The 11,876-nt window shown below is 66.9% G+C and carries 12 protein-coding genes; 1 reads left to right on the top strand and 11 read right to left on the bottom strand.

Features of this window, described 5'->3' with window-relative positions; translation table 11 throughout:
• Window positions 1-3 precede the first annotated feature (3 nt).
• From P1K30_RS04430 to P1K30_RS04445, 4 genes are all read right to left on the bottom strand, one after another.
• Window positions 4-708 carry a FadR/GntR family transcriptional regulator gene (locus P1K30_RS04430; protein WP_275631456.1) on the bottom strand — a complete coding sequence of 235 codons (705 nt, stop codon included), beginning with the start codon at window positions 706-708 and terminating at the stop codon, window positions 4-6.
• Complete coding sequence (locus P1K30_RS04435) at window positions 705-2,195, bottom strand: tripartite tricarboxylate transporter permease (protein WP_275631457.1); 1,491 nt, start codon at window positions 2,193-2,195, stop codon at window positions 705-707. Before P1K30_RS04435 ends, P1K30_RS04430 begins: the two co-directional genes overlap by 4 nt.
• 3 nt (window positions 2,196-2,198) lie before the next feature.
• A complete protein-coding gene (locus P1K30_RS04440; RefSeq protein WP_275631458.1) occupies window positions 2,199-2,702 on the bottom strand; it encodes a hypothetical protein in 504 nt (167 codons plus the stop codon).
• Between the two features lie 69 nt (window positions 2,703-2,771).
• Complete coding sequence (locus tag P1K30_RS04445) at window positions 2,772-3,746, bottom strand: Bug family tripartite tricarboxylate transporter substrate binding protein (RefSeq protein WP_275631459.1); 975 nt, start codon at window positions 3,744-3,746, stop codon at window positions 2,772-2,774.
• A gap of 163 nt (window positions 3,747-3,909) precedes the next feature.
• Here P1K30_RS04445 and P1K30_RS04450 point away from each other — a divergent pair, with 163 nt between their 5' ends.
• On the top strand, window positions 3,910-5,028 hold the full coding sequence (locus P1K30_RS04450; protein WP_275631460.1) for a mandelate racemase/muconate lactonizing enzyme family protein: 1,119 nt from the start codon (window positions 3,910-3,912) through the stop codon (window positions 5,026-5,028).
• Here the strand turns inward: P1K30_RS04450 and P1K30_RS04455 are convergent, their stop codons facing one another.
• The 7 genes from P1K30_RS04455 to P1K30_RS04485 are packed head-to-tail and all read right to left on the bottom strand — an operon-like array spanning window position 5,029 to window position 11,864.
• The gene (locus tag P1K30_RS04455) at window positions 5,029-5,871 is read right to left on the bottom strand and encodes an amidohydrolase family protein (protein ID WP_275631461.1); all 843 of its coding nucleotides are present in this window, start codon (window positions 5,869-5,871) and stop codon (window positions 5,029-5,031) included.
• Window positions 5,868-6,905 (bottom strand): ABC transporter ATP-binding protein, encoded by a 1,038-nt coding sequence (locus tag P1K30_RS04460; protein ID WP_275631462.1) that lies wholly within the window; start codon window positions 6,903-6,905, stop codon window positions 5,868-5,870. The genes P1K30_RS04455 and P1K30_RS04460 overlap by 4 nt, the downstream gene beginning before the upstream one ends.
• On the bottom strand, window positions 6,902-7,867 hold the full coding sequence (locus tag P1K30_RS04465; RefSeq protein ID WP_275631463.1) for an ABC transporter ATP-binding protein: 966 nt from the start codon (window positions 7,865-7,867) through the stop codon (window positions 6,902-6,904). The genes P1K30_RS04460 and P1K30_RS04465 overlap by 4 nt, the downstream gene beginning before the upstream one ends.
• Window positions 7,867-8,688: an ABC transporter permease gene (locus tag P1K30_RS04470; protein ID WP_275631464.1), complete on the bottom strand. Its 822-nt coding sequence runs from the start codon at window positions 8,686-8,688 to the stop codon at window positions 7,867-7,869. The genes P1K30_RS04465 and P1K30_RS04470 overlap by 1 nt, the downstream gene beginning before the upstream one ends.
• Window positions 8,688-9,695, bottom strand: a complete 1,008-nt coding sequence (locus tag P1K30_RS04475; protein ID WP_275631465.1) for an ABC transporter permease — start codon at window positions 9,693-9,695, stop codon at window positions 8,688-8,690. The genes P1K30_RS04470 and P1K30_RS04475 overlap by 1 nt, the downstream gene beginning before the upstream one ends.
• 1 nt (window position 9,696) lies before the next feature.
• Window positions 9,697-10,872 (bottom strand): enolase C-terminal domain-like protein, encoded by a 1,176-nt coding sequence (locus P1K30_RS04480; RefSeq protein ID WP_275631466.1) that lies wholly within the window; start codon window positions 10,870-10,872, stop codon window positions 9,697-9,699.
• Window positions 10,869-11,864 (bottom strand): zinc-dependent alcohol dehydrogenase, encoded by a 996-nt coding sequence (locus P1K30_RS04485; RefSeq protein ID WP_275631467.1) that lies wholly within the window; start codon window positions 11,862-11,864, stop codon window positions 10,869-10,871. Before P1K30_RS04485 ends, P1K30_RS04480 begins: the two co-directional genes overlap by 4 nt.
• Window positions 11,865-11,876 lie beyond the last annotated feature (12 nt).

The raw sequence follows: 11,876 nt of genomic DNA on the forward strand, positions 1-11,876 counted from the left end.
CGGTCAGAGGTTCAGGGCGTGGAACCGCTCGGCCAGCACGTCGAGGTGCGACTTCATCGCGGTCATCGCGGCATCGGGGCGCTGTCGGATGATGGCGCGCAGGATGGCGCGGTGATCCTCGACGCTGCGGCGGCGGTTCTGGATGGTGCGGGTCTGATCGTACCAGCGCGCCCACATCGGGCCGCCGCGCATGGACCACAGGTGGGCGACGTATTCTTCCAGCAGGGCGTTCCCGGCGGCCCGCGCGATGGCGGCATGGAATTCCGCATCGACCGCGTCGAACCGCGGGACGTCGTCCAGCGCTGCCTCGGACTCGTCGATCAGGCGCTCCATCTCCGCGATCTGCGCCTCGTCCGCGCGCTCGGCGGCAAGATAGGCGACCTGTCCCTCGATCGCGCGCCGCGCCTCGAGCTGTTCCCACGGGCCGGTCTCGCCCGTGGCGACCTGCCGGGCGGGCACGGGCTCGCGCATGGCCTCGGGCAGGACGAACACGCCTGCGCCGGTGCGGATCTCGATCTGGCGCATGATTTCCAGCGCCAGCAGCGCCTCGCGCACGGTGGTGCGGCTGACCTGAAGGCTGACGGCAAGGTCGCGTTCGGGCGGCAGGCGTTCGCCGGTACGGTATCGGCCCGCAGCGATATCGTCGGCCAGTTTCTGGGCGATCCGCATATACAGGCGCCCGCCGCCGGGCAGGTCGAGGGGGCTCATTGTCGGGCTTCCTTCTTTTCGCGTGACCGTGCGCCCATACGCGATGCAAGCGCCGGCCAGAAGACCGTCAGCACGGAGACGACGAGGAAGGCCATCGCCCACGGACGATACAGGATCTGCGTCACGTCGCCGTCCGTCATCATCAGCGACGCGCGAAGCTGTTCTTCCGCGATGGGGCTTAGCACGAAGCCGATCACGAACGGCCCCAAGGGCACCTTCGCCGCCTCCAGCCCCAGTCCGATGACCCCGAAGGCGATCATCACCCAGACATCGGTGAAGTTCGAGTTGATGGCATAGGATCCCACCACGCAGAACACGAGGATTGCGCCCAGAAGCCCCGCCTGCGGCAATCGCACGACCTGCGCGATCCACCGGACCGCCCCCCACATCACCAGCATCATGACCACGTTCGCCACAAGGTAAGCGGCGATGATGCCATAGGCGATCTCCGGCGAGTTCTGGAACAGCAGCGGACCGGGCTGAAGGTTGTGAATGGTCAGCGCGCCGATCAGGATCGCCTCGGTGACGCTGCCGGGAATCCCCATCGTGATCAGCGGGATAAGCGCCCCGCCGATCGAAGCGTTGTTGGCGGCCTCTGCGGCCACCACACCGGGCTCGTGCCCCTTGCCGAACTGCTCGGGCTGGTGCGAGACCTGTTTGGCGGTGCTGTAGGACACAAGGGCCGCGATATTGCCGCCGATGCCGGGCAGCAGTCCGATCCACGTACCGATCACCGAGGACCGCAGCGCGTTCGGCCCGTGACGCGCCACGTCGCCGCGGTACAAGGGTAGCCTGCGGTCCGGCAGACGCATCCGGCCCATGTCGGATGGCCGCGAGACGTCACGCAGCACTTGGCTGATGGCGAAGGCGCCGATCAGCACCGGCAACAGGCCGAACCCGCCCAACAGCTCGCTTTGTCCGAACGTCAGGCGGGACTGCCCCGTCGAACTGTCGATCCCCGGCAGCGCAAAGGCCATGCCCAACGCCGCGCCCAAAAGTCCCTTGGCCAGCGACCCCTGCGCCAGAACAGCCAGCATGACCAGCGCCATCAGCACAAGCGTGAAGTATTCCCACGGCCCGAACTGCAAGGCGAAGCGCGCCAGCGCCGGCGACATGCCCGCAAGGAACATCCACGAGATGATGCCACCGGCGACCGACGCGGCGATCCCAAGGGCTAGCGCGCGTTCCGCCTGATTGTTCAGCGTCATCGGATAGCCGTCGAAAGTGGTCACGATGGACGCCGGCGTGCCGGGCATTCGCAGCAGAATGGACGTGATCAGCCCGCCCGAGATCCCGCCGACGTACTCGCCGATCAGCAGCGTAATGGCGCTGACCGGTTCCATGTGGAAGGTCAGCGGCAGGGTCAGCGCGATCAACATCGTCGCGGTAAGACCGGGGATGGCCCCGACCACGATGCCCAGCCCGACCCCCGCGCACAGAAGCACGAGGTTGGACAGGGTGAACAGGGCGTCGAATGCGGCAATCATGGGTCAGCCGAAACTCACGTAAAGGAACGAGGACATCACCCACGTCAGCAGCGCGGACAGGGCAAAGCCGAACAGGCCGTAGATCACGCCGCTGCGCAGGCTGGGTCCGGCAATCACGAGGCCGGTGATCACCATGAACCCCGTCGCGGCAACCACCAGCGGCAGCCGGAAGATGTCCAGCGCGGCCACGAAGGCGACAAGGGCCGCGAACACGATGACCCCGCGCAAGGGGTTCGCCGTGGTCTCTGTTGTCGTCGCCGTGTCGAGGTCGGCGGGCGGTGTCTCGGCCATGCCGGGCCGCGCCAGCCGGCGGACGGCGCCCAGGGCGATCCAGGCCGCGAAGGCCAGCATGATCACCGCCAGTCCACGCGGCAGCGCGGCCGAGCCAAGCGGATCGAAGCGCGGCGGCGGCAGACCGGCGGCCCCGATCAGCAGAACCGCCGCGCCAGCCGCGACCGCAGCGCACAGCGCAAGATCGCCTAGGGCGGTTTTGCGGGCAGAGGTCATCAGATGGGCCTTTCGAACTGGTGCGGACGGCGGCGCGGCGGCGTTATGCCCCCGCGCCGCGCCTTTGGGCTACTGGATGGTGGCGGCCACCGCTTCGAGCTGCTCCAGCAGCTTTTCGGACTCGGCCATCGCCGCATCGCCCGGCGTCCAGTAGGGCTGTAGCGTGTTCTCGGCGAACCACGTCTGGATCTCGGGGTCAGCGATCGCCTTCTCCAGCGCCGAGGCGAGTTCGGCCACAGCCGCATCCGGCGTGTCGGCGGGCGCAAGCCACCAGTTCGGGTTGGCCCATGCCACGTCATACCCCAGTTCCCGCGCCGTCGGCACGTCCGGCAGGCTGGGCAGACGCTCCGGCCCGAAATAGACCAGCGCCCGCAGTCCCTCGCCCTGCGCGGTGTATTCCGACGCCGCGAACAGCGCGATGTCGGCCGTGCCCCCCAGCAGCATCCTCAGCCGGTCGGCTCCGCTGTTGGCGGTGACATAGCGGGTCTCGAACCCGGCTTCCTTCGCCAGCATGGCGCCGACGAAATGCGGAATGCTGCCAATCCCCACGGCCTCGACCAAACCGCGCGGGTTGTCCTTGAGGTAGGTCACGAGGTCCTCGAAGGTCTGGAACTCGGAATCGGCGCGCACCGCCCACAAGGGGCTTCCCCCGCCGGTGAAGCCGATGGACTTGAAGTCGTCGAGGCCGAAGTCGCCAAGGTCCATCGCCATCGCGATCAGCGACTGATGGTGCCAGTGGACGATCGTGTGCCCGTCGGTCTCGGCGCGACGCATCCGGTTGACGGCGTTCGCCCCCGCCCCGCCATCGGCGTTCACGATGGCCATGGGTTGCGACAGCCAGCCGTTCTCCTGAATCTTCTCGGCCAGAAGCCGCGCGACGGCGTCGGTGCGCCCGCCCGGCTTGAACGGCACGATGATCTCGATGGGTTCGGTCGGAAACTCCTGTGCGCCGGCTGGCAGCACAGCCGCCCCGGTCGAAACGGTTCCCAACAGTGCCGCCGCCACGCAGGCGCGGGTCGCATAGCCAATTTGGCGCGTGAACATCTTGGTTCCTCCCTGATTTCTCGCTCCCTGGGGCTGGAGACTGGTCCAACCAATTTCAAATGTCTAGAAAATTGTCTGGACCAATGGCGGGAGCCCATTGAAGATGCACTGGCGGACAGCGACGCTGGCGCACGGGACGAAAGATCATGAGGGAGGAGAATCCATGACCGTTGCCACCATCGCGGACCTGCGTTGCCGGGTCCTTCGCATCAGCGACAAGACGGAGTGGACCTTTATCGAACTTGTTTGCTCGGATGGCGTGACCGGGATCGGCGAGGCTTCGGTCAACGGCGGAGGGGCAGTCCTGAAGGCGCACGCCAATTCGCTTGCCGAGCGTCTGCGCGGCAAGCCCGCGCTGCCGAACAACGTCCCGGTGCTGTCCGAGCCGCCACAAGGCGGACTGCTTCAGAACGCGGTCGCCAGCGCCACGGAGCAGGCGCTGTGGGACGCGCAGGGGCACCGGTTGGGCCAGCCCGTTACAGCCCTTCTGGGCGGCGCGCGGCGCGACAGGGTTGCGGCCTACGCCAACATCAACCGTCGTACGCGGGACCGGACCCCCGAGGGCTTTGCGGACTCGGCCCGGCTGGCGCGCGACGCGGGTTTCACCCATGTGAAAATCGCCCCCTTCGACGGCGTGGGCGACGGCGACCGGATGACCGAGGGCGGACGGGTCGCGGCTGGACTGGACTGTATCGCGGCAGTCTGCGCCGAGATGGACGACGGCGCGCGGGTGCTGGTGGACTGTCACTGGCGGTTTGACGAGCCGACGGCATTCCGCGTGCTGGCGGCCGCCGCAGAGATGGAACTGTTCTGGCTGGAATGCCCGGTGCCGGAGGCGCCCGCGCACAACCGCGTCCTGCGCGCGCTCAAGCAAGAGGCCGCGCGACGCGGGGTGCGAATGGCGGGTCTGGAGGGGTGCCTGAACCTTGCCGAGATGCGGCCCCATATCGAGGGCGGGCATTATGACGTGTTGATGCCCGACGTGAAGTACATCGGCGGCCTCGGAACGACGCGCGCGGTAGCGGAGCTTGCCGCGACGGCCGGTCAGCACGTCGCGCCCCATAACCCGACCGGGCCGGTGTGCCACGCGGCCAGCGTCGCGGTGTCCGCCACGCTGGCCAATTTCCTGACCCTCGAGGTGCAGTTCGACGAAAGCCCCCATTTTGATGGGCTCGTGCGCTGTGGACTGATGGTCGAGGACGGAACCCTGCCCGTTTCCTCGGCTCCGGGGCTGGGCGTCGCGCTGGACGCCGATCTGGTGCGCGAGTTGGAGATCCCCTGATCAGCCTTGCGACAGCCCAAGCAGGCGCGCCATCGTCCCACCCATCGCCGCCTCGCGTCCCGCCGAGGTCAGCGGGGTATGGCGCAGCACGGCGTTCATGCTTTGGCGGTATGTCGTGTGCCGGGAAGACACCGGGAAATCCGACCCCCAGACGACACGGCCGGGAAACAGCTCGACCATCATCGCGCGCAGCCAGTCGAGGTCGGGATAGGGGTATTCCTCGTCCGCGCCGGCCACGTTGCCCTGCCCCGACAGCTTGACGAACACGTTGCCGCACGACGCGATCGCATGGGCCAGCGGGCGGTCCTTCAGCGTGGTCGCGCTGCGGGGGCCGAAGTGGCAGTGGTGGTGCAACAGGATGGTCAGGCCGGGATGGCGGCGTGCCAGCGTCGCGCAGGCGTCAAGGTGATGCGGCGTCAGCGACAGGCTGGCGATCAGTCCCCGCTGTTCCGCAAGGGCGAAGAACGGCCCGGCGTCGTCCCCCCTCAGCCAGTCGCCATCCTCTTCTTCGGTCAGGTAGGTGGTAAACCCGCGCATGTCCCAACGATCCAGCGCCGCACGCAAGCGGTCCACCGCTCCCGGCGTGCGGAACGTGGGCGACCAGCGGCATTCGAGATCGGGAAACACCGTCAGCCGACCGGGATGCGCCGCCGCCGCGGCAAAGGCGTCGGCGGCGTTGTCCAGATTGTCACCGATTGCCGCCGCGATCACCACCGCATGATCGACGCCGTTCCGGTCCATGTGCCACACAAGCTGATCCACGCCCGCCCGGGTGTCCGGGTCCGGCACCGGCGGCTCGTAGGGCCAGCGGCGCCAGACGTGGCAGTGCGCATCGACGATCATTCGGCCGCCACCGCCGCACGAGCCTCTGCCGCGCGGCGCTGGATCTCGGCCCCCGTGGTGTGCGCATCCGTTTCGTCCAGCCAGCAGGCCGAGGCCCGAAGCGGATCGGTATCGAACAGCGGGGGCCGCTCGGCTCGGCACCGGTCGTGCGCGCTGGCGCAACGGGGTGCGAACGGGCACCCGCCGTCGGGAAGGTTGTGGGTGTCGCCGATGTCGGTGCCGTCGCCAAGGTTCCAGTCGACCGAGGGGTCCGGGGATGGCACCGCGTCGATCAGCGCACGGGTATAGGGGTGGCGCGGACGGTGGATGACCTCTTCCGCCGCGCCGATCTCCATGATCTGGCCGCCGTAAAGAACAAGGATGGTTTCGGCCACCTGATAGGCGGTGGTCAGATCGTGCGTCACGTAGATCAGCGCGATGCCTTGGTCTCGGTTCAGCTTCCACAGCATCTCGAGGATGGTCGACCGCAGCGAGGCATCCACCATGCTGACCGGCTCGTCCGCAAGGATCACCGACGGCCGCAGCGCCAGCGACCGCGCGATCATGATCCGCTGGCGCTGTCCGCCCGACAGCTGGTGCGGGTACTTTCCGATGGTTTCCTGCGGGCGTAGGCCGACGGTCTCCATCGCCTGCTCGACAAGGTGCAACGCCTCGTCCCGCGACCGCGCCAGCCCGAACGTCCGCAACGGCGTCACAAGCGGATGTTCCACCTTATAAAACGGATTGAAGGCCTCGAACGGATCCTGAAAGATTGCCTGAACGTCACGCCGGAACGTCCTGAGATCGCTTCCGGAAAGCGCATTCATGGGCTGGCCGTTATACAACACCTCGCCCGAGGTGGCGGACTGAAAGCCAAGCAGCAGCCGCGTCAGCGTCGTCTTGCCGCTGCCGCTTTCGCCGACCACGGCGGTGATCGACGGCTGCGCGCCTCCGACGGAAAGCGACACGTCGCTTAGGGCCGCTTTGCGAACCCGGCCGCCAATGCCGGACGTGAACACCACATCCACGCCTCTCGCCTCGATCGTTCCCGTCATCGCACCTCCTCCGCGCGGTGGCACGCCGCCAGATGCGCCGGTTCTTCCGGGTCCACCGCCCGCGGCTGCGGCAGGGACTGGCGGCATGTGTCGACCGCCATGGAGCAACGTGGGTGGAACGGGCAGCCCTCGACCCGGCTCAGAAGCGAGGGACCGACGCCGGGGATGCCCTTGAACACACCGCGGCGCTCGAAAGACGGTAGCGAGTCGATGAGCATCCGCGTGTAGGGATGCCGCGGCGCCTCGAACAGGCGGCGGACGGGGCCCGTTTCGACCAGCCGTCCGGCATACATGACGCCGAGACCCTCGACGAAATGCGCCATCAACGCCATGTCGTGGCCGATCAATACGATGCCGGCACCCAGCTCGCGCTGAACCCGCCCCAGCGTGGCCAGAACCTGTTTTTGCACCATGACGTCCAGCGCCGATGTCGGTTCGTCCGCAAGGATCAGCTTCGGTCCCAGCGCGATCGCCATCGCGATGCAAACCCGCTGTTTCATCCCGCCCGACAGCTCGTGCGGATAGCGGTCCTGCACCGATGCGGGCAGTCCCACGCGCTGCAACAGGTCGCCAAGCACCGCACGCCGTTCGGGACGGGTGTGCCGGATGCCGTGATCATCGAAGATGTCGCCCATCTGCTCGGAAATCCGAAGCACCGGGTTCAGGGACGACATCGCCCCCTGCGGCACCATCGACATGTCCGCGAAGCGCAGCGATCGGTAGGCCCCCTCGCCCAGCGAGACTAGGTCGCGGCCGGATAGCGTGATCCCGTCCGCCTTGACCTCGCCGCCGCGCAGCAGCCGCATCAGCGCAAGGATCGTGGTCGACTTCCCCGACCCGCTTTCCCCGACCAGCCCCAGGCGTCCGCCCTCGCGAAGCGAAATGGTCAGGTCGTTCACCGCGTAGGCCGGACCCTTCGGGGTGCCGTAGCGCACGCTCATGTTTTGAATATCCAGCAGCATCAGCCCCTCGCCAGTCTCTTGTTCACCCGACTGTCCAGACCGATCGAGGTCAGCATCAGCCCCACGAAGATCAGCGACAACACAAGGATCGGCGGCAGCCACCACCACCACATGCCGCGCACGATGGCGGCGTAGAACTGGGCCCAGTAGATCGTCATGCCCAGCGTCAGCTCGTTCTGCGGACCAAGGCCAAGCGCCTCTAGCCCGATCGTGGCCATCATTGCCTGACTGACCGTCATCACGAAGCTAGCGGCGATGAAGGGCAACAGGTTCGGCAGGACCTCGACGAACACCAGCTTCAGACCCGACTGACCGTTCAGGCGGGCGATCTGGACATAACCGCGCTCGCGGACCGACAGGGTTTGCGCCCGTATCGTGCGGGTTGCGATCATCCAGCTGAGCGCGGCGACGATCACGGCCATGATCTCGACCGTCATCACCCTTACGTTGGCCGCGACCAAAACCATCACGGCGATGCCCGGGATCGTCATCATCACGTCCGACGCCGTGCGGATCGTGGCGTCCAGCCAGCCCCCGACGAAGCCCGACAGTAGCCCAAGGAACGTCCCAACCCCCAGCGAGATCAACCCGGCCAGAACCCCGATCTTGAGCGTCTGCGGCAGGCCGTAGATCAGGACCGAGATCATCTCGCGTCCCTGCGCATCCGTCCCCAGCCAATAGTCGGCCGAGGGCGGCTGGCGCGGGATGACGGCCCCGACCTGCGAAAGGCTGCGGTCGGCGACAAGCGGCCCCACAAGGGCGACCAGAAGGATCGCGCCAAGAATGCCGATGCCCCAGTGAAGCGAAGACCGCAGGCTCATCACGCATTCCTCCGGGACGAGATCCTCGGGTCGATCAGCGGATAGATCATGTCGAGGATAAAGGTGGCAACGGCCAGCGAGATCGACAGGACAAGCACGATCCCCTGGATCATGAAATAGTCCTTGGACTGGATGGCTTGATACAGGCGGAACCCGATGCCGGGATACGAGAAGATGACCTCGACAAGGATGGCGCCCGACACGATGTGCCCCATCGTCAGCGCTAGCTTGGTCAGTTGCGGCAGCATCGCCGAGCGCATTCCGTAGCGGCGGAAAATACGGCTGTCCTTCAGGCCCTTGGCCTCGGCCAGCGCGATATGGTCGTCGCCAAGCGCCGACACCAGCATTCCGCGCATTCCCACCGCCCACGCGCCGGTCTCTGCAAGGATGATCGACAGCGCGGGCAGCGTGCCATGCAGGACGATGCCTTTGACCGTGGCCCAGTCGAGCCCCGGATTGATGCCATAGGGCAGCCCGCCCCCGGCCGGCAGCACCCGCAGAACAACGGCGAACACGTACAGCAGGATCATTCCGATCAGGAAGTACGGCACCGACGACATCAAAAGCACCACTGACCCAACGCCCTGCCAATAACGGCTGGCCCTTGGCCACGCGATCAGGCCGCCCAGTCGCGTGCCGATCAGGAACGACACCAGCGTGGCGAAGCCCAACAGGCCCAGCGTCCACGGTAGGCCCGCAAGGATCGCCGGCCCGACGCGTTCGGGGTAGTTCGCCAGCGAGAACCCAAGATCCAGCCGGAACAGCGCACCCCAATAGCTGAGGTACTGATGCAGGAACGACTGGTCGAGACCGAACCTTTCGCGGTAGGCCGCCACCATCGCCTCGACATCCCCGACCGAACCGCCCCCCTGCGCCAGAAGCTGGCTCAGCTGGCTTTCGATCGGGTCGCCCGGCATCAGGCGCGGCAGGATGAAGTTGATGGTGACCGCCAGAAAGATCACCAAAAGCATGACGCCGAAGCGTCGGGCGACATAATCGAGGTACATGCTAGCGCCTCATGCTTTCCAAAAGGGCATCCGTCATCTCCAGCCCAAAGCCCGGCGCATCCGACGGCGCGATACGCCCGCCGACAGGAACCGGCATCGTGGGAAACACGCGGTTTTCCTCCAGCGGCACGCCCGGCGCGCCGCCGACGAAATACTCGGCCCAGCGGATCGCCGGAGACGTCACCGACAGGTGCTGGCCATAGGGCGTATTCGCGCCCGCGTGCAGGCAGACCTCCAATCCGTGCGCCTCGGCCAGTTGGGCGATCTTGCGACAGCCGGTGAATCCACCGGCCCAGCAGATGTCGGGCTGCAGGATGTCGGCCATCCGTCGCGTGCAGGCGGTCGCGAAGCTTTGCAGTGCATACCAGTGTTCGCCGGTCGCCAGAGTCTGGCCGGGCAGCCTTCGGCGGAGTTCGTCATGCGCCTCGGCGTTCTCGGGCAGCAGGCAATCCTCGATCCAGCGCAGGCCGTAGGGCTTCAGCCGCTCGGAAAGCCGGACCGCGAACTCGACGTCGAAAGCCATCCAGCAATCCAGCATCAGCTCGACGTCAGGCCCGACCATCTCGCGCCGCTCGGCCACTAGCGCCTCGTTCCGGGCCAGCCCGTCCAGCCCGTCGAACAGACCATAGGGACAGGCCAGCTTGGTTCCGCGAAAGCCAAGCTCCATGTGCCAGTCGGTATCGTTTCCGGTGGCGTAGACGAACAGGTCATCCCGTACCGGCCCGCCGGCCAGCGCATAGACGGGCTGGCCCAGCAGCTTGCCCTTGAGGTCCCAAAGCGCAAGGTCGACCGCCGAGATCGCATAGCTGGGGATGCCCGCGACGCCATAGGGTGATGCCATGCGCACCATCATGTCCCACAGACGTTCGATCGCCATACAGTCCTCGCCCACCAGAAGCGGAGCGAAGTGGTCGTTGACGAGGTGAATGACCGGCAGGTCGTAGCGTGTCATCCCAAAGCCGGTCGTGCCGTCCTCGGCGGTGACAAGGCAGCCGACCGCGCCGTCATAACGCCATGTCGACCGCAGTTTCTTGAACCGCGCATAGCCCGACATGGGACCAGCGACCTCTGCCCCTTTCGTCCAGGGCGGGCGCCGCCCCTCGGTGCCATCGCCCTTGTACAGGGCTCCCTTCATGTCCGACTGGATCGGGAAGGCTTCGATACGCGCGATCTTCATTCCGACCGCCCCGGGACAAGAAGGACCTTGGACACGTTGCCGGGGTTATCCACCAGACGGTCGAACCACTTGCCACCGTCACCCAGCGGCGCCTCGACCACCCAGTCGCCCAGCGACAGGCTTCCGTCCGCGACCGCCGCCAGCGCATCGGCGAAATCCTCGGCGGTGTAGCAGAAGGCGCCTTTCACCACGATCTCGCGGCGGATGACCTCGGACGCGGGAAAGTCGCTGGCTTCGGCGTGCAGCCCGGACAGCAGCACCGTGCCGCCGGACCGCGTGGCCGCCACCGCCTGCGCCCGCGTCTGCGCCGAACCCACGGCATCCACGGTCAGAGCAACGCCGGATCCACCGGTTCCATCGCGCACCGTCTTGACAGTGTCGGCGGCGTTCGGGTCGATCACCTCGGCACCGAAGCTGCGCGCCATCTCCAGCCGGTCCGGGTCGAGGTCGGCGCAGTACACCTTGGCGGCGCCCTGATTGCGCAGGACCTGTATCGCCAGCAGCCCGATGGGCCCTGCCCCGATCACCAGCACCGAGCGCCCCGCCACATCGCCCGCAATGCGGCCGATACGGATGCCGACGGCGAAGGGTTCGACCATCGCGCCATCCTGCATCGAGACGCCTTCGCCGATGTGGTAGGTTGCCCGCGCTGGCGCCGCGACCTGCGCCGCAAAAGCACCGGGACGGTGCGCGCCGATCAGCGACCGTCGTGCGCACAGATGCGGCGCGCCCTCGTCGCAGAACTCGCAGTCGCCGCAAGGGACCATCGGGTTGCACGTCACCCGGTCACCCGGCTTCAGGTCCGTCTGCGTGCCCTGCCCGACCGCCGTGACCGTTCCAGAGAATTCGTGTCCCATCACCAGCGGCGGCACCCGCAACGCGTTGTGCCCAAGGTATCCGCCCAGTTCAGAACCGCAGATACCCACATAGGCCACGTCGATCAGCACCTCGCCCTCGGCGGGCACGGGATCGGGCCACTCGCGGAGCGTCATGCTCCTGGGGCC

It is taken from the genome of Psychromarinibacter halotolerans, from assembly GCF_029168315.1.
Taxonomy (GTDB): domain Bacteria; phylum Pseudomonadota; class Alphaproteobacteria; order Rhodobacterales; family Rhodobacteraceae; genus Psychromarinibacter; species Psychromarinibacter halotolerans.